The 22,331-nt window shown below is 72.5% G+C and carries 20 protein-coding genes; all 20 read right to left on the bottom strand.

All coding sequences use genetic code 11. The annotated features are described in order from the left end of the window. Positions 1–35 precede the first annotated feature (35 nt). Positions 36–1,493, bottom strand: coding sequence for a glutamate synthase subunit beta (locus tag AC3RJ6_RS12710; RefSeq protein WP_491427439.1), 1,458 nt, complete (start codon positions 1,491–1,493; stop codon positions 36–38). A gap of 53 nt (positions 1,494–1,546) precedes the next feature. Beyond that, positions 1,547–6,070 carry a glutamate synthase large subunit gene (gltB, locus tag AC3RJ6_RS12705; RefSeq protein WP_491427801.1) on the bottom strand — a complete coding sequence of 1,508 codons (4,524 nt, stop codon included), beginning with the start codon at positions 6,068–6,070 and terminating at the stop codon, positions 1,547–1,549. Between the two features lie 169 nt (positions 6,071–6,239). Beyond that, entirely contained in the window at positions 6,240–7,250 is a 1,011-nt protein-coding gene (gene lgt / locus AC3RJ6_RS12700; protein ID WP_491427438.1) for a prolipoprotein diacylglyceryl transferase, read from the bottom strand. A 59-nt stretch (positions 7,251–7,309) separates the two neighbouring features. Beyond that, positions 7,310–8,104 carry a tryptophan synthase subunit alpha gene (trpA, locus tag AC3RJ6_RS12695; RefSeq protein WP_491427437.1) on the bottom strand — a complete coding sequence of 265 codons (795 nt, stop codon included), beginning with the start codon at positions 8,102–8,104 and terminating at the stop codon, positions 7,310–7,312. Then, positions 8,101–9,309, bottom strand: a complete 1,209-nt coding sequence (gene trpB / locus AC3RJ6_RS12690) for a tryptophan synthase subunit beta (RefSeq protein WP_491427436.1) — start codon at positions 9,307–9,309, stop codon at positions 8,101–8,103. The genes trpA and trpB overlap by 4 nt, the downstream gene beginning before the upstream one ends. Before the next feature lies 1 nt (position 9,310). Continuing rightward, a complete protein-coding gene (gene trpC / locus AC3RJ6_RS12685) occupies positions 9,311–10,081 on the bottom strand; it encodes an indole-3-glycerol phosphate synthase TrpC (protein ID WP_491427434.1) in 771 nt (256 codons plus the stop codon). After that, positions 10,082–10,312 (bottom strand): DUF6704 family protein, encoded by a 231-nt coding sequence (locus AC3RJ6_RS12680; RefSeq protein WP_491427433.1) that lies wholly within the window; start codon positions 10,310–10,312, stop codon positions 10,082–10,084. Between the two features lie 36 nt (positions 10,313–10,348). After that, positions 10,349–11,011: a Trp biosynthesis-associated membrane protein gene (locus AC3RJ6_RS12675; RefSeq protein ID WP_491427432.1), complete on the bottom strand. Its 663-nt coding sequence runs from the start codon at positions 11,009–11,011 to the stop codon at positions 10,349–10,351. Next, positions 11,008–12,531, bottom strand: a complete 1,524-nt coding sequence (locus AC3RJ6_RS12670) for an anthranilate synthase component I (protein WP_491427431.1) — start codon at positions 12,529–12,531, stop codon at positions 11,008–11,010. The genes AC3RJ6_RS12675 and AC3RJ6_RS12670 overlap by 4 nt, the downstream gene beginning before the upstream one ends. Positions 12,532–12,570: 39 nt before the next feature. Then, positions 12,571–12,993 (bottom strand): phosphoribosyl-AMP cyclohydrolase, encoded by a 423-nt coding sequence (hisI, locus tag AC3RJ6_RS12665; protein ID WP_491427430.1) that lies wholly within the window; start codon positions 12,991–12,993, stop codon positions 12,571–12,573. Beyond that, positions 12,990–13,751 (bottom strand): imidazole glycerol phosphate synthase subunit HisF, encoded by a 762-nt coding sequence (gene hisF / locus AC3RJ6_RS12660; protein WP_491427429.1) that lies wholly within the window; start codon positions 13,749–13,751, stop codon positions 12,990–12,992. Before hisF ends, hisI begins: the two co-directional genes overlap by 4 nt. A gap of 12 nt (positions 13,752–13,763) precedes the next feature. Further along, positions 13,764–14,606, bottom strand: a complete 843-nt coding sequence (gene hisG / locus AC3RJ6_RS12655; protein WP_491427428.1) for an ATP phosphoribosyltransferase — start codon at positions 14,604–14,606, stop codon at positions 13,764–13,766. Positions 14,607–14,652: 46 nt separating this feature from the next. Then, positions 14,653–14,916: a phosphoribosyl-ATP diphosphatase gene (locus AC3RJ6_RS12650; protein WP_157424159.1), complete on the bottom strand. Its 264-nt coding sequence runs from the start codon at positions 14,914–14,916 to the stop codon at positions 14,653–14,655. 30 nt (positions 14,917–14,946) lie between these two features. Continuing rightward, positions 14,947–15,606 (bottom strand): ribulose-phosphate 3-epimerase, encoded by a 660-nt coding sequence (gene rpe, locus AC3RJ6_RS12645; RefSeq protein WP_491427426.1) that lies wholly within the window; start codon positions 15,604–15,606, stop codon positions 14,947–14,949. 103 nt (positions 15,607–15,709) lie between these two features. Next, positions 15,710–17,149, bottom strand: a complete 1,440-nt coding sequence (locus AC3RJ6_RS12640) for an RsmB/NOP family class I SAM-dependent RNA methyltransferase (RefSeq protein WP_491427425.1) — start codon at positions 17,147–17,149, stop codon at positions 15,710–15,712. Positions 17,150–17,278: 129 nt separating this feature from the next. Next, the gene (gene fmt / locus AC3RJ6_RS12635; RefSeq protein ID WP_491427800.1) at positions 17,279–18,211 is read right to left on the bottom strand and encodes a methionyl-tRNA formyltransferase; all 933 of its coding nucleotides are present in this window, start codon (positions 18,209–18,211) and stop codon (positions 17,279–17,281) included. Between the two features lie 172 nt (positions 18,212–18,383). Continuing rightward, on the bottom strand, positions 18,384–18,668 hold the full coding sequence (locus AC3RJ6_RS12630; protein WP_491427424.1) for a response regulator transcription factor: 285 nt from the start codon (positions 18,666–18,668) through the stop codon (positions 18,384–18,386). A 24-nt stretch (positions 18,669–18,692) separates the two neighbouring features. After that, entirely contained in the window at positions 18,693–19,025 is a 333-nt protein-coding gene (locus AC3RJ6_RS12625; RefSeq protein WP_491427423.1) for a response regulator, read from the bottom strand. Next, a complete protein-coding gene (locus tag AC3RJ6_RS12620; protein ID WP_491427422.1) occupies positions 19,022–20,275 on the bottom strand; it encodes a sensor histidine kinase in 1,254 nt (417 codons plus the stop codon). Before AC3RJ6_RS12620 ends, AC3RJ6_RS12625 begins: the two co-directional genes overlap by 4 nt. Before the next feature lie 100 nt (positions 20,276–20,375). Continuing rightward, a complete protein-coding gene (locus AC3RJ6_RS12615) occupies positions 20,376–22,331 on the bottom strand; it encodes a primosomal protein N' family DNA-binding protein (protein ID WP_491427421.1) in 1,956 nt (651 codons plus the stop codon).

Genomic DNA, 22,331 nt, shown 5'->3' with positions numbered 1-22,331 from the left:
TATTCGGACGACGCGCCGAGCGGCGCGCCTGGGGCTCAGACGGCGATGGCCCGTGCCGTCGCCGCGATGGGACTCGGCAGCGAGGTCTCGCCTTCAAGGTACCGGTCGACGGCGGCGGCCGCAGCCCGGCCCTCCGCGATCGCCCAGACGATGAGCGACTGGCCGCGCCCGGCGTCGCCCGCGACGAAGACGCCCGGCTCGGCCGTGGCGTACGCCGCGTCGCGTGCGAGGTTGCCGCGGTCGGTGACGGCGAGCTGCAGCTGCTCGTCGAGCTCACCGGTCTCGGGACCGGTGAAGCCGAGCGCGAGCAGCACGAGGTCCGCGGGGATCTCGCGCTCGGTGCCGGCCTTCGGGACGCGGCGGCCGTCGAGGTACTCGGTCTCGGCGACCCGGATGGCCCGGACCTCGCCCGCCTCGTTGGCGAGGAACTCGACCGTCGAGGCGAGGAACTCGCGGCGGCCGCCCTCTTCATGGGCGCTCTGCACCTCGAAGACGGTCGGATGCATCGGCCACGGCTGGTGGTCGGGTCGCTCCCGCCCCGGCTGCTTGCCGATGGCGAGGTTCGTGACCGACAGCGCGCCCTGGCGGTGCGCGGTGCCGATGCAGTCGGCGCCCGTGTCGCCGCCGCCGAGGACCACGACGTGCTTGCCCTCCGCCGTGATCTGGTCGAAGACCTCGTCGCCGGCGATATGGCGGTTGGACTGCGTGAGGTACTCCATCGCGAAGTGCACGCCGGGCAGGTCGCGCCCGGGCACCGGCAGGTCGCGCGGCACCATCGCGCCGGTCGCGATCACGACGGCGTCGTAGCGCTCGCGGAGCTGATCCCACGTGATGTCCACGCCGATGTTCATGCCCGCCCGGAAGCGGGTGCCCTCGGCCGTCATCTGCGCGAGGCGGGCCTCGAGGTGCTTCTTCTCCATCTTGAAGTCGGGGATGCCGTACCGCAGCAGGCCGCCGATGCGGTCGTCGCGCTCGAAGACGGCGACCGTATGGCCGGCCCGGGTGAGCTGCTGCGCGGCGGCGAGGCCGGCGGGGCCCGACCCGACGACCGCGACGGTCTTGCCCGTCAGGCGCCCGGGCGGCTGCGGCTGCACCCAGCCGTTGCCGAAGGCCTGGTCGATGATCGAGACCTCGACCTGCTTGATCGTGACCGCCGGCTGGTTGATGCCGAGCACGCACGCCGACTCGCACGGCGCGGGGCAGAGCCGTCCGGTGAACTCGGGGAAGTTGTTCGTCGCGTGCAGCCGCTCGATCGCCGCGCGGCCCTCACCGCGGTACATGAGGTCGTTCCACTCGGGGATGAGGTTGCCGAGCGGGCAGCCCTGGTGGCAGAAGGGGATGCCGCAGTCCATGCATCGGCCCGCCTGCCGGCGCAGCTGCGCGGGGTCGCCCTGCTCGTAGACCTCTTTCCAGTCCATGATGCGCACCGGCACGGGACGCCGCTTGGGCAGCTCGCGCTCGGTGACCTTCAGGAAGCCCTTGGGGTCAGCCATTCGTCACCTCCATGTCGTTCGTGAGCACTGCCGTGTCGATCATCGAAGCCGACTCAGCCATTCGTCACCTCGAGGATTCGCGTCCAGACGACGTCGCCGTCGGGGTCGAGCCCCTCGTCGACCGCGCTCTGGCGGGTGCGGAGCACCGCCGCGTAGTCGCGCGGCAGCACCTTCGTGAAGCGGTCGAACGCGGCCTCGCCCTCGGCGAGGAGCGACGCGGCGACCGCGGAATCGGTCTCGGCGACGTGCTGCTCGAGCAGATCGCGCACGATCTCCCGGTCGGCGCTGCCGAGCGGGAGGAGCTCGAGCTCGCCCGCCGCGAGCGACTCGCGGTTGATCCGGCCCTCGCGCAGGCCCAGCACGTAGGCGGTACCGCCCGACATGCCGGCGCCGAGGTTGCGGCCCGTCTCGCCGAGGATGACGGCGAGACCGCCGGTCATGTACTCGAGCGCGTGGTCGCCGACGCCCTCGACGACGGCGGTCGCGCCGGAGTTGCGCACGAGGAACCGCTCGCCGACGATGCCGCGGATGAACATGCTGCCGCTCGTCGCACCGTAGCCGATGACGTTGCCCGCGATGACGTTGCGCTCGGCGGCGAAGCCGCTGTCGCGCGCCGGGCGGACGATGATGCGGCCACCCGAGAGGCCCTTGCCGACGTAGTCGTTCGAGTCGCCCTCGAGCCGGATCGTGATGCCGCCCGGGAGGAAGGCGCCGAGCGACTGCCCGGCCGAGCCCGTGAGCGTGACGTCGATCGAGCCGGTGGGCAGCCCCTGCTCGCCGTGCCGCGACGTGACCTCGTGGCCGAGCATGGTTCCCACGGCGCGTTCCGTGTTCTTGATCGGCAGCTCGATCGACACCGACCCGCCGTCCTCGAGCACGATGCCGGCCCGGCGGATCAGTTCGTTGTCGAAGTGCTCGTCGAGCTCGTGGTCCTGCGGCCGTCCGTTGCGCCGCGGCTCCGCCTCCGAGAAGTCGGGTCCGACGAGCACGGGCGTGAGGTCGAGCCCCGAGGCCTTCCAGTGGTCGACCGCGCGATCGACGTCGAGCAGCTCGCGCCGGCCGACGATCTCGTCGATCGAGCGGTAGCCGAGCGCGGCGAGGTACTCGCGCACCTCCTGGGCGATGAACTCGAAGAAGTTCACGACGAACTCGGGCTTGCCGCTGAACCGCTTGCGCAGTTCGGGGTTCTGCGTCGCGACGCCGACCGGGCACGTGTCGAGGTGGCACACGCGCATCATGACGCAGCCCTCGACGACGAGCGGCGCGGTCGCGAAGCCGAACTCCTCGGCCCCGAGCAGGGCGCCGATGACGACGTCGCGTCCGGTCTTCAGCTGGCCGTCGACCTGCACGACGACGCGGTCGCGCATGCCGTTGAGCATGAGCGTCTGCTGCGTCTCGGCCAGTCCGAGCTCCCAGGGCGTACCCGCGTGCTTGAGCGAGTTGAGCGGGCTCGCACCGGTGCCGCCGTCGTGCCCCGAGACGAGGATGACGTCGGCGAGCGCCTTCGCGGTGCCCGCGGCGACCGCGCCGATGCCCGACTGGCTGACGAGCTTCACGTGGACGCGCGCCTTCGGGTTCGCGCGCTTGAGGTCGAAGATGAGCTGTTTGAGGTCTTCGATGGAGTAGATGTCGTGGTGCGGCGGCGGCGAGATGAGTCCGACGCCCGCGGTCGCGTGGCGCGTGCGGGCGACCCACGGGTACACCTTCGTCGGCGGCAGCTGGCCGCCTTCGCCGGGCTTCGCCCCCTGGGCGAGCTTGATCTGGATGTCGTCGGCGTGGGTGAGGTACATGCTCGTCACGCCGAAGCGGCCGGACGCGACCTGCTTGATCGCGCTGCGGCGCTCGGGGTCGAGCAGCCGGTCGAGGTCTTCGCCGCCCTCGCCGGTGTTCGACTTGGCGCCGAGCCGGTTCATGGCGATGGCGAGCGTCTCGTGCGCCTCCTTCGAGATCGACCCGTAGCTCATGGCGCCCGTCGAGAAGCGCTTGACGATCGACGAGACCGGCTCGACCTCGTCGAGCGGCACGGCCGGACGCGTACCCGTGCGCAGCGCGAACATGCCGCGCAGCGTCAGCAGCTCCTCGGCCTGCGAGTCGACGAGCGAGGTGTACTCGCGGAACACGTCGTACCGGCGGTTGCGCGTCGAGTGCTGCAGCCGGAAGACCGTCTCGGGGTTGAACAGGTGCGGCGACCCGTCACGACGCCACTGGTACTCGCCGCCCGTCGCGAGCCGTTCGTGGACCCGCACCGCCTGGTCCTGCGGATACGCCTTCGCGTGGCGGTCGAGGTTCTCGGCGGCCACGACGTCGATGCCGACGCCGCCGAGCTTCGAGGTGGTGCCGGTGAAGTACTCGTCGATGAACGCCTGCGACAGGCCGACGGCCTCGAAGGCCTGGGCCCCCGCGTAGGACGCGATCGTCGAGACGCCCATCTTCGACATGATCTTGAGCACGCCCTTGCCGAGCGCCTTGATCACGTTGTGCACGGCCTGCTCGGGCGAGACCCCGGTGATGACGCCCGAGCGCACGAGATCCTCGCACGTCTCCATGGCGAGGTACGGGTTCACGGCCGAGGCCCCGTATCCGACGAGGAGCGCGACGTGATGCACCTCGCGCACGTCGCCCGCCTCGACGACGAGGCCGACCTTCATGCGGTTCTCCGCGCGGATGAGGTGGTGATGCACGGCCGAGAGCATGAGCAGCGACGGGATCGGCGCGAGGTCCTTGTTGGAGTCGCGGTCGGAGAGGACGATGAACTTCGCGCCCTCCTCGATCGCCTCGTCGACCTCGGCGCACATCGCGCGCAGCCGGTCGCGCATCGCGTCGGGGCCCTCGTCGAACCGGTAGAGGCCGCGGACGGTGACCGTCGTGCGCCGACCGGGCATCGGGTCGATGTGCACGATCTTCGCGAGCTCGTCGTTGTCGATCACCGGGAAGCCGAGCGTGACCTGGCGCGCGTGCTCGGGGCCCGCCGAGAGCAGGTTGCGCTCGGGGCCGATCTGCGTGCCGAGCGAGGTCACGACGGCCTCGCGGATCGAGTCGAGCGGCGGGTTCGTGACCTGGGCGAACTGCTGGGTGAAGTAGTCGAACAGCAGGCGCTGGCGCTTCGAGAGCACCGCGATGGGCGTGTCGGAGCCCATCGCGCCGAGCGGCTCCTGGCCGGTCTTCGCCATGGGGGTCAGGAGGATCTTGACCTCCTCCTCCGTGTACCCGAAGGTGCGCTGGCGACGGTTCACCGACGCGGGCGGGTGCACGATGTGCTCGCGCTCGGGCAGCTCGGCGAGGCGGATGCGGCCTTCCTCGAGCCACTCGCCCCAGGGCTCGGACCGCTCGAGTTCCGACTTGATCTCGTCGTCCTCGATGATGCGGCCCTGCTCGGTGTCGACGAGGAACATGCGCCCCGGCTGCAGCCGGCCCTTGCGCACGATGCGGGACTGCTCGAGGTCGAGCACGCCGATCTCGCTCGCCAGCACGATGAGCCCGTCGTCGGTGACGACGTAGCGGCCGGGGCGGAGTCCGTTGCGATCGAGCGTGGCGCCGACGAGCGTGCCGTCGGTGAAGACGATCGCGGCCGGACCGTCCCACGGCTCCATGAGCATCGAGTGGTACTCGTAGAACGCCCGCCGCTCGGGGCTGAGCTCGGCCTGGTTCTCCCACGCTTCGGGCACCATCATCATCACCGCGTGCGGCAGGCTGCGACCGGCGAGCGTGAGCAGCTCGACCACCTCGTCGAAGGAGGCGGAGTCGCTCGCGCCCGGCGTCACGATGGGCAGGATCGGCTCGAGGTCGCCGAGCACCTCGGACTCGAGCTGCGACTGGCGCGCCCGCATCCAGTTGCGGTTGCCCTGGATGGTGTTGATCTCGCCGTTGTGCGCGATCATGCGGAAGGGCTGGGCGAGCGGCCACGACGGGAAGGTGTTCGTCGAGTAGCGCGAGTGCACGAGTGCGAGCTTCGAGGCGAACCGCTCGTCGGAGAGGTCGGGGTAGAAGGGCTCGAGCTGGAGCGTCGTGACCATGCCCTTGTAGACCATGGTGCGGCACGACAGCGAGGCGAAGTAGAGCTCGAGCTCGCGCTCGGCCCGCTTGCGGAGCCGGAACGCGAGACGGTCGAGCGCGATGCCCGCGAGACGCGCACCGGTCGAGGTCGTCGCGGTCGAGCGGACGAAGAGCTGCTGCACGGCCGGCATCGCCGCACGCGCGAGGGTGCCGAGCTCGTCGGGTCGCACGGGGACCTCGCGCCAGCCGAGCACTTCGAGGCCCTCGACGGCGGCGAGCTCGGCGAGCTGCCGCTTGACCCGGCTGCGCGTGGTCGGGTCGACCGGCAGGAACGCGTTGCCGACGGCGTATGCGCCGGCCTCGGGCAGCGGGAACGCGCTCACGGCACGCAGGAACTCGTCGGGGATCTGCGTGATGATGCCCGCGCCGTCACCGGTGCCGGCATCGGAGCCCACCGCGCCGCGGTGTTCGAGGTGGCGCAGCGCATCGAGCGCCGCGGTGATGATGTCGTGCTCCGCGGTACCGCGGAGCGTCGCGACCATCGCGAGGCCGCACGCGTCTTTCTCGGCGGCGGGGTCGTACATGCCCTGGGCTTGCGGAACGGATCCGAACCGCGAGAAGGGAGGGGTGAGCGACACAGGGAACCGTCCTCATCACATCAGGGGAATGGAAGCGGGGACGCCATCGGCCCTACACGGGGATGCACGACGCATGGTGCGGCGTCGCTTCGGAGAACGGGGTGGGGCGGCCTGTCTACGAGGTGGTACGGCTCGGGCTTGTGGCCGCCGTCTCGCCCTGGGGGTCGTTCTCGCCCTCGACGCCGTCGTCGAGAGAGTCTGAGTCGGACTCGATTTCGTCTGAGTCTACCTCAGCGTCGGGGCCCTTCCATTCACGTCCGGGAACGTAGGGGCTGGGCTCGTCGCCGGTGTGCCGGCGACGCTGGACGAGGTAGAGCACGATGCCGAGCACGATCGCGGCGAACGACGTCCAGACGTTGACGCGGATGCCCAGGAACATCTCGCTCGGGTCGACGCGGATCGACTCGAAGAAGGAGCGGCCGAGCCCGTACCAGATGAGGTAGATCGCGAAGGCCTTGCCCCAGCGGAGGTTGACGCGACGCTCGAGCAGGATGATCACGGCGGCGCCCGCCAGGTTCCAGACGAGCTCGTAGAGGAACGTCGGGTGGAAGAGGGTGCCCTCGGCGAGGCCCTGCGGCCACGCGGGGTTCGAGAACTCGATCTCGAGACCCCACGGCAGGTCGGTGGGCGCGCCGTACAGCTCGTGGTTGAACCAGTTGCCGAGACGGCCGACCGCCTGGGCGACCAGGAGCCCCGGCGCCAGCGCATCGGCGAACGACCAGAACCGCAGTCCCGTGAACCGGCAGCCGATGATGACACCGATCGCGCCACCGAGAAGGGCGCCGTAGATGGCGTTGCCACCCTCCCAGATGTTCCAGATCGCGCCCGGCTGGAACGGGTTCCAGACGTTCGCGCCGGCGAAGAAGTAGTCGTCGGGGTGCGTGAACACGTGGTACATGCGCGCACCGATGATGCCGAGGGGAACCGCCCACAGCGCGATGTCGAGCACGATGCCCGGCTCGGCCCCGCGCTTCGTGAGGCGGCGCGAGGTGATGACGACGGCCAGGATGATGCCGACGAGGATGCACAGCGCGTACGTGTTGACGTTGAACTGCAGCCCGAACAGGTTGAACTCCCACGCCTGCCACGCGTAGTCGGGACTCGGGATGCTGAGCGGTGCGATCACTCGGGCTGCTGCCTTTCCTCGGGAGAAACGTCGGCCGCGTGGGCCTCAGTCAGCGTACTTCACTCGCGACCGGTGCCGCGCGCGAGCTCGGCGGCGAGGGCGCCGGCTCCGCGCACGCCGCCGTCGGCGAGGGCCTTCACGAGCGCCGAACCGACGATGGCGCCCTCGGCGTACTCGAGCACCTCGGCGACCTGCGCGGCCGTGGAGATGCCGACGCCGACGCAGCTCGCCGTCGCGCCCGCGGCCTGCAGCCGCTCGACGACCGTGCGCGCCGCGCGGTCGACGTCGGCGCGGGCGCCCGTGATGCCCATGGTCGACACCGCGTAGACGAACCCCCGGCTCGACTCGACCACCTGCGCGATGCGCGCGTCGGTCGACGTCGGCGCGGCGAGGAACACGCGGTCGAGCCCGGTGCGCTCGGATGCGGCGATCCAGTCGGACCCCTCGTCGGGGATGAGGTCGGGCGTGATGAGCCCGGCTCCCCCGGCGGCCGCGAGATCGTCGGCGAACCGCTCGACGCCGTACTGCAGCACGGGGTTCCAGTAGGTCATGACGAGCACCGGCGCATCCACCCGCTCGGTGATGCGGCGCACCGCCTCGAAGCCGTCTGCCAGCCGGAAGCCTCGCTGGAGCGCCTGCTGCGTCGCCGCCTGGATGACCGGGCCGTCCATGACCGGGTCGGAGTACGGCAGGCCGAGCTCGAGCGCGTCGACGCCGTTCTCGACGAGGGCGACGGCGGCCTCGACGCTCTCGTCGAGCGTCGGGAATCCGACCGGCAGGTAGCCGATGAGGGCACCGGCTGCCTCGGCGTTGCGCCGCGCGATGACGGGGCCGACCGTGTTGAGCGCGCTCATTCCGCGGCCTCCTCGTCGTACAGCTCGAAGTAGCGGGCCGCCGTGTCCATGTCCTTGTCGCCGCGGCCGGAGAGGTTGACGAGGATCGTCGCGTCGGTGCCGAGTTCGCGGCCCAGTTCGAGCGCGCCGGCCAGCGCGTGCGACGACTCGATGGCGGGGATGATGCCCTCGGTGCGGGTGAGCAGGCGGAGGGCCTGCATCGCGGCGTCGTCGGTCACCGGCCGGTACTCGGCGCGGCCGATCGCGGCGAGCCACGAGTGCTCGGGCCCGACGCCCGGGTAGTCGAGTCCGGCCGAGATCGAGTGCGACTCGATGGTCTGGCCGTCCTCGTCCTGCAGCATGTAGCTGCGCGCCCCGTGCAGCACGCCCGGGCGCCCCTTCGTGATCGTCGCGGCGTGCCGCGGCGTGTCGACGCCCTCACCGCCGGCCTCGAAGCCGTAGAGCCCGACGCCCTCGTCGTCGAGGAAGGCGTGGAAGATGCCGATCGCGTTGGAGCCGCCGCCGACGCATGCCACGACGGCGGTGGGCAGCGCACCGGTGAGGTCGAGCACCTGCTGGCGCGCCTCTTCGCCGATGATCTTCTGGAAGTCGCGCACCATCTCGGGGAACGGATGCGGCCCCGCGACGGTGCCGAAGATGTAGTTGGTCGTCTCGACGTTCGTGACCCAGTCGCGCATCGCCTCGTTGATCGCGTCCTTCAAGGTGCGCGAGCCGGCCGTCACCGCGACGACCTCTGCGCCGAGCAGGCGCATGCGGGCGACGTTGAGGGCCTGGCGTTCGGTGTCGACCTCTCCCATGTAGATGGTGCAGTCGAGGCCGAAGAGTGCGGCGGCGGTCGCGGTCGCGACGCCGTGCTGGCCGGCACCGGTCTCGGCGATCACGCGCTGCTTGCCGATGCGCTTGGTGAGCAGCGCCTGGCCCAGCACGTTGTTGATCTTGTGCGAGCCGGTGTGGTTGAGGTCTTCGCGCTTCAGGATGATGCGCGCGCCGCCGGCGTGCTGCGCGAAGCGCGGCACCTCGGTGATGATCGAGGGACGCCCGGTGTAGCTGCGGCCGAGCTCGGCGAGCTCGGCGCCGAACGCCGGGTCGAGCTTGGCGAGGTCGTACGCCTCGCCGAGCTCGTCGAGGGCGGCGACGAGGGATTCGGGCACGAAGCGCCCGCCGAAGTCGCCGAAGTAGGGACCGGTCTGCGCTCGAAGCGCCATGTCACACCGCCAGGAAAGCTGAGAGGTTGGCAATCGGGTCGCCCGTGACGAGCGCCTCGCCCACGAGCACGACGTCGGCGCCCGATGAGCGGTAGTGGGCGACGTCGGCGGGCGAGAGCACCGCCGACTCGGCGACGCGGATCGCATCGGCCGGGAACCGGTCGGCGAGGCGGCCGAACAGGTCTCGGTCGAGCTCGAACGTCGTCAGGTCGCGCGCGTTCACGCCGATGAGCCGCGCACCGAGCGCGGCGGCCCGGTCGAGCTCGTCGGCCGAGTGCGTCTCGACGAGCGGCGTCATGCCGAGCGAGACGATGAGGTCGAACAGCTCACGCAGGGTCGCGTCGTCGAGCGCCGCGACGATGAGCAGCACGAGGTCGGCACCGGCGGCACGGGCCTCGAAGACCTGGTACGGCGTCGCGATGAAGTCTTTGCGCAGCACCGGCAGGGCGACCGCGGCACGGACGGCCTCGAGGTCGGCGAGCGACCCGCCGAACTTGCGACCCTCGGTGAGCACGCTGATCGCGCTCGCACCGCCGAGCTCGTAGCTGCGCGCGAGCGCGGCCGGGTCGGTGATCGAGGCGAGCGCACCGCGCGAGGGGCTCGAGCGCTTGATCTCGGCGATGACCTTGACGTGCGACGCCGGGCGCAGGGCCTCGAGCGCGTCGAGCGCGGCAGGGCGTGCGAGTGCGGCGGCCTCGACCTCGTCGAGCGGGCGGGTCTCACGGCGCGCGAACGCGTCGGCGACCGCGTTCGCCGTCAGCTCGGCCAGCACCTAGTGCGCCTTCTCAGCGACCTTCGCGCCGCCGACACCGTAGCCGGCGCGGGCGAGCACCCAGCCGACGATGAGGCCGACGACGAGGAGGCCCGCCGACGCCCAGACGAGCCACTGCACGTCGAGGAAGAACGCGACCGTGCCGATCGTGAACGCGATGAGCATGATGGTGACGGCGGTCCACGCCGCGGGCGAGTGTCCGTGGCCGGGATCTGCGGTCTCGATGCTCATTGATGCTCCTTCGTGCAGGGGGTTTCGCCCGCCAGTCTAGCGGGTCGGTTCGGGGCCGGTCGCGTCATCGACGCCGGTCGTGTCATCGGTCGGGTCGTCGCCGCGGCTGAGCTCGTCCCAGTCGTCGACGGCGCGCTCGGCGGCGCCGCGGGTGACGTCGTGCTCGCCCTCGGCGGGCGCGAGTCCGCTGCGGTAGCGCCGCGACGAGCCGGGCCAGCGGGTGCCCGTGACGAGCACGAGCACGCCCGCGACGACGACGAGCACGCCGCCGGCCACGGCGACCGCCGGCCACGCGGTGGCGACGGCGGAGCCCACGAGCTCGGCCGTCGGGTCGTCGCCGGCGACGCCGGTCGCCTCGGTGACCGACGCGGAGACGGCGGCGACGGGATCGGCGAGCGCGAGGGCGGCGGCCAGCACGAGGCATCCCCCCAGCACGACCTCGAGCACGCCGAGCACGACCCGGATGGCGGGACCGGCCAGCGCGAGGGCGGCCGCGAGGGCGAGCCCGGCGAGGCCGAGGGCCGCGAGCGCGGGCGAGGCGACGCTGCCCGGAACGGCGATCACCTCGGCGTTCACATGGGCGCCGGCGCCGCTCGCGAGGACGAGCCCGAACCAGGTCTGGCTCCAGGCGAGCAGGGCGAGGCCCGAGCCCACCACCGAGACGACGATCGCCGGATACTTCATGCGGGCGCGGTTCATGCCTCGATCCTCCGCATCGCGTTGGCGACGGCGACGGCCCGGAGCGGCGCGGCCGCCTTGTTGCGCGACTCCTCGAACTCGCTCGCAGGGTCGGAGTCGGCGACGAGCCCCGCCCCGGCCTGCACCCGGGCGATGCCGCCCGAGATGGCCGCCGTGCGGATCGCGATCGCGAGGTCGGCGTCGCCGCCGAACCCGAAGTACCCGACCACTCCCCCGTAGAGCCCGCGCTGGGCGGGTTCGAGCTCGTCGATGATCTCGAGCGCGCGTGGCTTCGGAGCGCCGGACAGGGTGCCGGCGGGGAAGGTCGCGCGGAACACCTCGATCGCGTTCACCCCGGACTCGAGATCGCCCTCGACCGACGACACGAGGTGCATGATGTGGCTGAACCGCTCGACCCGCATGAACTCGGTGACCTCGACCGAGCCCGCGGCGCACACCTTCGCGAGGTCGTTGCGGGCGAGGTCGACGAGCATGAGGTGCTCGGCCTGCTCCTTCGGGTCGGCCACGAGCGCGGCCTCGAGGTCGGCGTCCTCCTCGGGAGTGGCGCCGCGCGGCTTCGAACCCGCGATCGGGTGGGTGAAGACACGGCCGTGCTGCACCTTGACGAGCGCCTCGGGTGAGGATCCGACGATCCAGTACGGCTCGCCCGCCCCGTCCTCGAGGTGCAGGAAGTACATGTACGGGCTCGGGTTGAGGCTGCGCAGCACCCGGTAGACGTCGAGGGCCGGCGCGGTCGCCTCGTGCTCGAATCGCTGCGAGATCACCACCTGGAAGACGTCGCCGTCGCGGATGAAGTCCTTCGAGCGGTCGACGGCGGCGAGGAAGTCGGCTTCGGCGGTGCGGTGGGCCGGGTGCGCGGGCCGGTCGAGGTCGATCTCGGCGAGCCACGCCTCGGCGGGCGCCGCGAGCCCGCGCTGCATGCGGTCGAGCCGCGCCTGCGCGTCGACCCACAGTTCGTCGGCGGCCGCCCCGGTGTCGTTGAGCACCGAGGCGATGAGCTGCACGGTGCCCGTGCGGTGGTCGATGACGACGAGTTCGGCGACGAAGGCGAACGCCTGCCCCGGGATCGAGGACTCGGCGGGAGGCCGGTCGGGCAGGTGCTCGATCTGGCGCACCGCCTCCCAGCCGATGAATCCGACGAGCCCGCCGGTCAGCGGCGGCGCGCCGGGAACGTCCTCGGTCTGCCAGCGCTCGAACAGCGCTTCGAGCGCGGCGAGCGGCGGCAGGTCGGATGCCTCGCCGAGCGCCCGATCGGCGGACAGGCCGTGATCGTGCCACTCGACCCGATCGTCGTGCTCGGTGATGACGCCGTACGACGAGACGCCGACGAACGAGTAGCGCGACCAGATGCCGCCCTGCTCGGCCGATTCGAGGAGGAACGTGCCGGGGCGTCCCTCGGCGAGCTTGCGGTAGATGCCGACGGGTGTCTCGCCGTCGGCGAAGAGCTCGCGCACGACGGGCACCACGCGACGCCCGGTGAGCAGGTCCGCGAACTCCTCGAAGGTCGTCGTGGCGGTCATCGTGTCTCCTCGTCGCGTGCGTGGATCGGGGGCGGCTCGTCAGGCGCCGGGGCTCGGCGCTCCGGGGACCTGCCCCTGCACGACGTCGATCGGGTCGCCGTCGAAGCAGGTGCGGGTGCCGGTGTGGCAGGCGGCGCCGATCTGCTCGACCCGCACGAGCAGCGTGTCGGCGTCGCAGTCGAGCGCGGCCGAGCGGACGTACTGGGCGTGCCCCGAGGTGTCGCCCTTGCGCCAGTACTCCTGGCGGGAGCGCGACCAGAACGTGACCCGGCCCTCGGTGAGCGTGCGCCGCATGGCCTCGCGGTCCATCCAGGCGAGCATGAGCACCTCGCCGGTGTCCCACTGCTGGACGATGACGGGAAGCAGGCCGTCGGCGTTGAACGCCGCGCGATCGACCGCCGTGGCGTCCGGGACCCATGCGTCGGTGTCGAACTCGAGCTCCTCGTCGCCGGACTCGCTCATCTGACGATCCTCCCGTCGGCCTCGAGCGCCTGCTTGACCTCGCCGACCGTCACCTCGCCGTTGTGGAACACCGACGCGGCGAGCACGGCGTCGGCCCCGGCCGCGATCGCCGGCGCGAAGTCGGCGACCCGTCCGGCGCCGCCCGAGGCGATCACCGGCACGGTCGAGAGCTCGTGCATGAGACCGGTCAGCTCGAGGTCGAAGCCCTGCTTCGTGCCGTCGGCGTCGATCGAGTTGACGAGCAGCTCGCCCGCCCCCAGCTCGATGGCGCGGCGCGCCCACTCGAGGGCGTCGAGGTCGGTCTCGGTGCGGCCGCCGTGCGTCGTCACGACGAAGCCCGACGCGGTGCGGTCGGATCGCTTGACGTCGAGCGAGAGCACGCACACCTGCGCGCCGAAGCGGTCGGCGATCTCGGCGATGAGCGCGGGCCGCGCGATCGCCGCACTGTTCACGCCGATCTTGTCGGCGCCGTGGCCGAGCAGGCGGGCCACGTCGTCGGTCGAACGCACGCCGCCGCCCACGGTGAGGGGGATGAACACCTGTTCGGCGACCTGCTGCACCATGTCGTACGTCGTCGACCGATCGTCGACGGTCGCGGTGACGTCGAGGAAGGTCAGCTCGTCGGCGCCCTGCACCGCGTAGCGGGCGGCGAGTTCGACCGGGTCGCCGGCGTCGCGAAGGTTCAGGAAGTTCACGCCCTTGACGACGCGGCCGGCGGCGACGTCGAGGCACGGGATGACGCGGACGGCGAGGCTCATGCGCTCACCACCTCACAACCGGGCCGCGTGGATGGCGCTCACGAGGATCGCCCGGGCGCCGAGCGCGTAGAGCTCGTCCATGACGTGGTTCATGTCGACGCGCGGGATCATGACGCGCACCGCGACCCACTCGGGGTCGTGCAGCGGCGAGACTGTCGGCGACTCGAAGCCCGGCGCCGCGGCGGTGGCCTGCTCGAGGTGCTCGACGGGCACGTCGTAGTCGAGGAGGACGTACTGGCGCGCGACGAGGACGCCCTGCAGGCGACGCAGCAGCGTCGCCGCACCGGGCTTGTCGACGCCCGATCCGATGAGCACCGCCTCCGACTCGAGGATGACCGGGCCGAAGATCTCGAGCCCGGCCTGGCGAAGGGTCGCCCCGGTCGACACGACGTCGGCGACCGCGTCGGCGACGCCGAGCCGCACGGCCGACTCGACCGCGCCGTCGAGCTTCACGAGCTTCGACGGCGTGACCCCCTGGGCGGTGAGGAAGGCGCCCACGAGACCGGGGTAGCTCGTCGCGACGCGTACGCCCTCGAGGTCGGCGAGCTCCGAGAAGCGGCCCGCAGGCCCTGCGAACCGGAAGGTCGAGTCGCCGAATCCGAGCGGCGCGATCTCCGAGGCATCCGACCCGGAGTCGAGCAGGAGGTCGCGACCCGTGATGCCGACGTCGAGCGCACCCGAGCCGACGTACGTCGCGATGTCGCGCGGGCGGAGGTAGAAGAACTCGACCCCGTTGCGGGGGTCGGCGGTGTGCAGGTCGCGCTGGTCGCGGCGTCCGGTGTACCCGGCCTCCCACAGCATCTGCGCGGCGGTGTCGGCGAGCGACCCCTTGTTGGGCACGGCGATTCTGAGCATGTCTTGGCTTTCGTGTCGACGGAGCTGATCGGGCATGGGAGCGCGATCAGAGATGTCGGTACACGTCGGCCGGCGAGAGCCCCTTCGCGAGCATGAGCACCTGCAGGTGGTAGAGCAGCTGCGAGATCTCCTCAGCGGTCTCGGCGTCGCTCTGGTACTCGGCGGCCATCCAGACCTCGGCGGCCTCCTCGACGATCTTCTTGCCGATGGCGTGCACGCCGGCGTCGAGCTCGCGCACGGTGCCGGAACCCTCGGGGCGGGTGCGGGCCTTGTCGCTGAGCTCGACGAAGAGTTCGTCGAAGGTCTTCACGCCCCCAGACTACCGGTGCGCGACGGACGGTCAGTGCGCGTGCGTCGCGGCCGCCGCCCGCAGCGCCGTGATCTGCTCCTCGGGGACGCCCCTGAAGACCGCCGAGCCCGCGACGAACGTGTCGGCCCCGGCCTCGGCCGCGATGCCGATCGTGTCGACCGTGACACCGCCGTCGACCTGCAGCCAGACGTCGAGGCCGCGGGCGCGCACGGCGTCGGCCACCCGGCGCAGCTTCGGCATGGTCTCGGGCATGAACGACTGCCCGCCGAAGCCCGGCTCGACCGTCATCACCAGCACCTGGTCGAACTCGTGCAGCACGTCGAGGAAGGGCTCGGCGTCGGTGCCGGGCTTGAGCGCGATGCCCGCGCGGGCACCGATCTCGCGAAGTCGCCGCGCCGTCGCGACGGGGTCGGTCGCGGCTTCGACATGGAACGTCACACTCGCGGCGCCGAGCTCGGCGTAGCCGGGCGCCCAACGGTCGGGGTCGTCGATCATGAGGTGCACGTCGAGCGGGATCGGGCTCGTCGCCTGGATGCGCTCGACCATCTGCGGCCCGAACGTGAGGTTCGGCACGAAGTGGTTGTCCATGACGTCGACGTGCACGAGATCGGCGGTCGAGATGCGACCGAGCTCGTGCTCGATGTTCGCGAAGTCGGCGGCGAGGATGCTCGGGTTGATGCGCGTCGTCATGCGCGCAAGCCTAGCCAGCGGCGGGATGCCTCGCGCCGTCGCCTGCCCGTCGGCCGAGGCGGGCGCCCGGCCGCTCCGGTCGACGGTCGGGTTCGCCGGCCCCTCAGCCGGTGCGGCGCACGAGCGCGATGAACATCGCGTCGGTGCCGTGCCGGTGCGGCCAGAGCTGCACGGTCTCGGGCTCGCCCGCGAGATCGAGCGGCTCGCGCGCGGCGGCCTGCACGACCGCGCGCGTGTCGAGCTGCTCGAGGCCGGGGTGCCGCTGGAGTCCGGCACGGAGCGTGCCGCGGGTCTCGGCGGCGTGCGGAGAACACGTGACGTAGGCGAGGATGCCGCCGGGTGCGAGCAGCCCCACCGCCCGGTCGAAGAGCTCGCCCTGCAGTCGGGTGAGCTCGGGGACGTCGGCGGGCTGCTTGCGCCAGCGCGCCTCGGGCCTGCGACGGAGCGCACCGAGTCCCGTGCAGGGGGCATCGAGCAGGATGCGGTCGAAGCCGCCGTCGGCGCCGAGCGCCGCCGTGTCGGTCTCGCGGCCGTCGCCGACCGCGACGTGCACGTCGAGCGGCACGCCCGCGATCGCCCGGCGCACGAGCTCGGCCCGCGCCGGCACGAGTTCGTTCGCTGCGAGCGACGCATCGGCGGCGAGCGCCTCGGCGGCGAGGATCGCGGTCTTGCCGCCGGGGCCGGCGCACAGGTCGAGCCAGCGCTCCCCCGGCTGCACGGGCGTCGCCCTCGTGAGCGCGAGCGCGGCGAGCTGCGAGCCTTCGTCCTGCACCCGGATGCGGCCCTCGTGGGCGGCGACGAGCGCGAGCGGCCCGTCGGCGGTGAACCCGATCGGCGAGAACCGGTTCGGCGCACCGAGGTCGGCGGGCAGCTCGTCGCCGAGCCCCGGCAGTGCGACGAGGTTGACTCGCGGGGCGGCGTTGTCGGCGGTGAGGAGGTCGTCGAGCTCATCGGCCCGACCCTCCGCGTCGAGCGCGGCGCGGAACGCACGGACGACCCATTCGGGGTGCGACGAGAGCACCGCGGTACGGGCGTCGTCGGACCGCTGCTCGGCGCCGACCGCCTCGCGCCACTCGTCGCCGCTCGTGCGGGAGACCGTGCGCAGCACGCCGTTCACGAAACCGCTCGCCTGCGGCGCGAGGCGCTTCGCGAGCACGACCGACTCGTTGACCGCGGCATGCGTCGGCACGCGGGTGGCGAGCAGCTGGTGCACGCCGAGCCGCAGGATGTCGAGCACGGCCGGATCGATGCGGTCGGCGGGCCGGCCGGCGGCGAGTTCGATCACGGCGTCGTAGAAGCCGCGCAGACGCAGTGTGCCGTAGGTGAGTTCGGTCGCGAGGGCCGCGTCGGCCTCGCTCAGCTTCGACCGCGCGATGCGGTTCGGGAGCAGGAGGTTGGCGAACGCCTCGTCGGCGCGGACCGCCTCGAGCACCTCGTACGCGACGATGCGCGGCGGCGACACGCGGACCTGGGTGGCCGCGCGCGGCGCGCGGGAGCCGCCCTGTCGACGGCCGGGTCTGCGTGCGGGGCGTTCGTCGTTCACCCGTCAACTGTACGCGGCGGGGCCGCGCGGGGCGCCGCGCGTGCCCGCACGCGCCTCCTCGCAACCGGAGGAACTGCTGCCCGACCCGCCGTCGACGCGCCCCGACACCCGCACGCGCGGCGGAAGTCCCTACACCAGCGACCGGTCGGCGTCGCTCGCGAGCCCACGCCCCCAGTCGGCGGCGGTCATCGGGCCCTTGCCCGCCGGCTGCACGCGCACGAGCTCGATCGGGGCGCTCGCCGTGCCCACGAGCACCCGACGTCGCTCGAGGCGCAGCTCACCCGGGGCGAGCGCCGGCCCTTCGGCCGGGCCGGCCTCGACGGCGCGCGCCTCGAGCACCTTGATCCGCTCGCCGCCGATCGTCGTCCACGCGCCGGGCTCGGGAGTCACGCCCCGGTAGCGCGCGAGCACCTCGCGCGCCTCGCGCGCCCAGTCGAGTCGCCCGTCGTCGATCGTGAGCTTGGGCGCGAAGGTCGGGTTCCCGCGCTGCGGCACCGCGGCGGCCGAGCCGTCGGCGATCGCATCGACGACGTCGGCGAGCAGCTCGGCTCCTTCGCCCGCGAGCAGCTCGAGTGCGGCGCCCGCCGTGAGCGCGTCGTCGGCGGGCCGGCGGTGCATCGCATACACGTCGCCGGCGTCGAGCTCGGGCACGAGCTGGAAGACGGATGCCGCGAGCTCGGCATCGCCCGCGATGATCGAGTGCTGCACGGGCGCGGCTCCGCGCCAGGCCGGCAGCGCGGAGAAGTGCAGGTTGATCCAGCCGAACCGCGGAGCCGACAGCAGCGGCTCCCGCACGAGCCCGCCGTACGCGACGATCACCCCGAGGTCGGGCCGGAACGCCCCGATCTCGCCCGTCGCGGCCGCATCGAGCCGTGCGGCCTTCACGACCGGGAGGCCGAGCCGGTCGGCGGCCGCCGCGACCGGCGACGGGGTGAGCACGCGCTTGCGCCCGAGCGGCGCGTCGGGCCGGGTGACGACGCCGACGAGTTCGTGCCGGCTCGCCGCGAGGCGTTCGAGGCTCGGCACGGCGGGGGCGGGCGTTCCGGCGAAGACGAGGCGCAGGGAGTTCACCCCGCCATTCTTCCGGATCGGCGCGCCGCGACCATCCGACGAGGTCACTGCCGTCGCTCCGGGCTGGGATCACCGGCGACACGCCGACCGGGCCGCCAGCCACCTGGCGTGTCGCCTCGAAAGCCAGCCCTGAGCCACGGGTGGTCACGTGATGGGCGCGAGATCAGCCGAGCAGCCCGTGCTCCCACGCGTGCGCCACGAGCTGCAGACGTGAAGCGAGGCCGAGCTTGGCGAGCACCGCCGAGACATGGCTCTTGACGGTGGTCTCCGAGATGAAGGCCGCCGCCGCGATCTCGGCGTTCGAACGCCCCCGCGCGGCGAGCAGGTAGACCTCGCGCTCGCGCCGTGACAGCACGGCGATCGAGGCGTCGTCGCGCGGGCGATCGGGAATGTCGCGCACGAGGCCGGCCGGCTCGGCCGGGGCCACGACCGTGCCGCCGTCGTGCACCGCTCGGACCGCCGCGAGCAGCAGTTAGGGAGTCGTGTCCTTCATGAGGAACCCCCGCGCGCCGGCGCGCAGCGCCCGCTGCACGGCGATCTCCCCGCGGTGCGTCGTCAACACGATCACGCGCGGGCGGTCCCCGGTGGCGGCGAGCAGGTTCTCCGTCGCCGAGATCCCGTCGAGCCCCGGCATCCGCACGTCCATCAGCAGGACGTCGGGCCGCACCGACTCGACCAACCCGGGCACCTCGTCGCCGCGGTGCACGGCGCCCACGAAGGCGAGATCCGGCTGCGACTCGACGAGCATTCCGATTCCCGTGCAGAAGAGCCGTTCGTCGTCGGCGATCGCGACGCGCACGATCATGCTCCGGCCTCACCGTTCGGCGCCGCTCCGGCGCCCGACGCCGCGCCGGATCTCCCGGTCGGCACGAACCCGGCGACGACGAAGCCCCGTTCGTCCTCGGCGTCGACCCCGAGCCATCCGCCCGCGAGCCTCGCCCGCTCCCGCATTCCGACGATGCCGCGACCCTGCGCGCCTGCGACGCGATCGCCGCGCCCGGCTGAGACGACCTCGAAGCCCACGCCGTCGGGGCGGCGGTCGAGCACCACCCACGTCGACGCCGAACGATCGCCGTGCCGGACGGCGTTCGTCAGGCTCTCCTGGATGATCCGATACAGCGCGCGCGACTGGGCAGGTGCGAGTTCGGCCACGTCGCCGCGTTCCACGATGTCCACGTCCAGCCCTGACGCGCGTGCACCCGCGACGAGTTCGTCGAGTCGATCGATGCCCGGGCTTTCGAACTCACCCCGATCGGCGAGCCCGTCGAGTAGCCTCCGCACTTCGACGAGTGCTCCGCGACCGCGTTCGGCGATCGCATCGAGCGCCTCGTTCGCCGCCCCGCGCTCGTCGCCGGCGTACCGGGCGCCGTCGGCCTGGGCGACGATCCCCGCGAGCGAGTGCGCGACCACGTCGTGGATCTCCCGCGCGAAGCGCTCGTGCTCGAGCGCGGCCGCGAGCTCGCGCTCCGCCTCGCGGAGCTCGGCGGCCTGACGTGCGGCCGCAAGACGCTCGGCGTACCGGGTCCGCACGAGGCCCAGCGCGCACCCGATGGCCCACGACGCAGCCATGACGAGCGCCGTTGCGATCGCGAATGGGTTCAGCAGCGTGTACAGCGCTGACGCCCAGACATCGGATGCCGGGATGAGAAACCCCTGCTGCATTCCGGCGAGCACCAGCCAGATGTCGACGAGCACGATCGAGATGCCCACGTAGGCGGCCGCCCAGATTCGGCGACGTGGCGCCGAGGCGACCGCCGCGCCGACGATCGGGAGTGCGAGCAGCGCGGCCCAGACCGAACCGTCGAGGCGCATCACGGGCACGAACGTCATCACGGCGAGCGTCGTGGCCGCGACGAGCGAGCCGGCCCGGGGATACCGCCCCGCGAGCCCGATCGCCGTGCCGAATCCCGCGAACACCGCCCACTCCGGTGGCGGCATCATGGGCGGCCATTGTCCACGACCCGCCTCGGCGGTGCACCAGAGCGCGAAGTACACGATCCCGCCGGCGGGGAACGCGAGTTGCAGGAGCAGGCTCATGAGTCGGTCGCGAGTCATGTCGCCACGCTAACGACGTCGGACGCGCCGGGCGAGGCTCCGCGCGGACTCCCCGTCGCGAGGAGGACGGAATCCCTCCCCTCGGACGACGTCGGCGTTCCTACGGCACGTCGGGATCGTCGAACCGCACTCGCAGGACCCGTGGCCGCCTCGGCGGCCGGCCGCCGACGGGGCGGCGCCGCTCGGTGGCGACCGTGATCATCTCGGCTCGCAGCGCCTTCGCGACCGCAGTGCCGGCACCGTAGTCGAATCGCAGGATCGCCCGCTCGAGCTCGTCGTCGACGGGTACCGGACCGAGCGCGTCGACGCCCGGCGAGGCGGCCTTCGCCGCCTCGATCGCTCGCGCGACCCCTGCGTGCGGCGCCGTCACGCTCGCCACGCGCACGGCGGGCGGGAACCGGAGCGCGCGCCGGGCGGCGAGCTCGGTCCCGGCCCATTCGAGCTGGCGCCAGCCCGCGAGCGCCTGGGCGAGCGCGCCGGCGACGCCGACCAGGTAGACGGGTGCGCCGGGTGCGGCGAGGGCGGCGGCGTTCGACCACCAGCGCAGGCAGTCCTCGGCGACGCGCAACGACTCGCGCAGCAGCATCCGCTCGCCGTCGAGGAGCAGCACGGCGCGATAGCCGCCGTCGGCGATGGGCTCCGCGCCTCTCGTGGCGACGACGAGCGCCGGTTCGGCGCCCACGCGCAGCACCGGGCGCTCGCCGTCGGACAGCACGACCTTCGCACGCGGGAACGCCCGCCCGAGCTCGTCGGCCGTGCGGCTCGCGCCGACGGTCGCGGCTCTCAGCTTCGTCGACTCGCAGACGGGGCACTGCCACGAGGCCGCACTCGTGCCGCACAGGGTGCACCGCGGCTGGCCGCCCGACCGGGGCACGGCGAGGCCGCCCCCGCAGGCGACGCACCGGGCCGGTTCCCGGCAGCGGTCGCACACGAGCATCGGCGTGTGGCCCGGTCGTGCGACCTGCACGAGCACGGGGCCTTCGCGCACCGCCTCCTGGGCCTGGCGCCACGCGGTCGACGGGATGCGTGCCGACCCCGGCTCGGGACGCGCCTGCTGCTCGGTCAGGATGACCCGCGGCCTCGTGTGCCGATGCGGGGCGATCTCGCGCATCCACCCGATCTCGACGAGCCGTTCGACCTCGACGCTGCGGGTATGGCCGAGGAAGACGAGGGCCGCCCCGGACTGCTCCTGACGGATGAGCGCCGCGTCGCGTGGGTGCACCCCGGGTGAGAGCGGCTCGTGCTGGAGCGCGTCGCCGTCGTCCCACATCGCGATGAGGCCGAGCCGCGCCGCGGGCGCGTAGACGGTCGAGCGGTTGCCGACGATGATGCGCGCGTCATCGCCCGTCGCATCGAGGAACGACCGGAAGCGCGCACCGCCCGTCTGCCTCGCGTCGGTGCGGAGCACCCGGCGCGGATCGACGAGTGCAGCGAGGGCCGCCTCGAGCTGCTCCTGGTCGCGGTAGTCGGGTACGACGAGCAGGCTCGACCGGTCGTGCGCGAGCGTGAGCGCGGCGGCCTGCGCCATCGTCGCGGCCCATGCGCCGACCCACTCGCCACCCGGCAGCCGCACGGGTCTCGGGTCGGCTGCGAGCGCGATCCGCTCCCCCGCGGCGATCGCGGCTTCGACGGCCCCGGGAGCGAAGCCGTCGATCGCCGTCGCGGTCGGCAGCTCGCCGGCGTCTGGCTCAGCGGCACGCCACGCACGCTCCACCCGCACGTACCGGCTGGGGATGGCGAGCCGCAGGATGTCGCTCGCATTGCCCGCCGCGCGGTCGGCCGCGGCCCGGGCGAGCGCCCACACCTCGGGCGTGAGCAGCGGCACCTCGGAGACGACGTCCTCGAGGTCGGCGAGGCGCCCCTCGTACGCGCTCGTCGCAGCGAGCTCGACGAGCCAGCCGTCGGCGATGCGGCCGCCCGATCGGAGCGGAACCCGCACGCGCACCCCGGCCCGCGCCGCCTCGACGAGGCGTTCGGGCACGCGGTAGTCGAAGAGCTGGTCGAGCTGCGGCAGCGGCGAGTCGACGAGCACCCTGGCGACGGCGCCGCCCGCCAC

This window comes from Agromyces cucurbitae (genome assembly GCF_058349945.1).
The sequence above is the reverse complement of the archived record's forward strand: the minus strand, read 5'-3'. Positions and strand labels throughout refer to the sequence as shown.

Excerpts from the sequence above, each read along its gene's own strand:
- AC3RJ6_RS12710 (WP_491427439.1), bottom strand. The coding sequence starts at position 1,493 with ATGGCTGACCCCAAGGGCTTCCTGAAGGTCACCGAGCGCGAGCTGCCC.
- gltB (WP_491427801.1), bottom strand. The coding sequence starts at position 6,070 with ATGTACGACCCCGCCGCCGAGAAAGACGCGTGCGGCCTCGCGATGGTC.
- trpA (WP_491427437.1), bottom strand. The coding sequence starts at position 8,104 with ATGAGCGCGCTCAACACGGTCGGCCCCGTCATCGCGCGGCGCAACGCC.
- trpB (WP_491427436.1), bottom strand. The coding sequence starts at position 9,309 with ATGGCGCTTCGAGCGCAGACCGGTCCCTACTTCGGCGACTTCGGCGGG.
- AC3RJ6_RS12680 (WP_491427433.1), bottom strand. The coding sequence starts at position 10,312 with ATGAGCATCGAGACCGCAGATCCCGGCCACGGACACTCGCCCGCGGCG.
- AC3RJ6_RS12675 (WP_491427432.1), bottom strand. The coding sequence starts at position 11,011 with ATGAACCGCGCCCGCATGAAGTATCCGGCGATCGTCGTCTCGGTGGTG.
- AC3RJ6_RS12670 (WP_491427431.1), bottom strand. The coding sequence starts at position 12,531 with ATGACCGCCACGACGACCTTCGAGGAGTTCGCGGACCTGCTCACCGGG.
- hisI (WP_491427430.1), bottom strand. The coding sequence starts at position 12,993 with ATGAGCGAGTCCGGCGACGAGGAGCTCGAGTTCGACACCGACGCATGG.
- hisF (WP_491427429.1), bottom strand. The coding sequence starts at position 13,751 with ATGAGCCTCGCCGTCCGCGTCATCCCGTGCCTCGACGTCGCCGCCGGC.
- hisG (WP_491427428.1), bottom strand. The coding sequence starts at position 14,606 with ATGCTCAGAATCGCCGTGCCCAACAAGGGGTCGCTCGCCGACACCGCC.
- rpe (WP_491427426.1), bottom strand. The coding sequence starts at position 15,606 with ATGACGACGCGCATCAACCCGAGCATCCTCGCCGCCGACTTCGCGAAC.
- AC3RJ6_RS12625 (WP_491427423.1), bottom strand. The coding sequence starts at position 19,025 with ATGATCGTGCGCGTCGCGATCGCCGACGACGAACGGCTCTTCTGCACG.
- AC3RJ6_RS12620 (WP_491427422.1), bottom strand. The coding sequence starts at position 20,275 with ATGACTCGCGACCGACTCATGAGCCTGCTCCTGCAACTCGCGTTCCCC.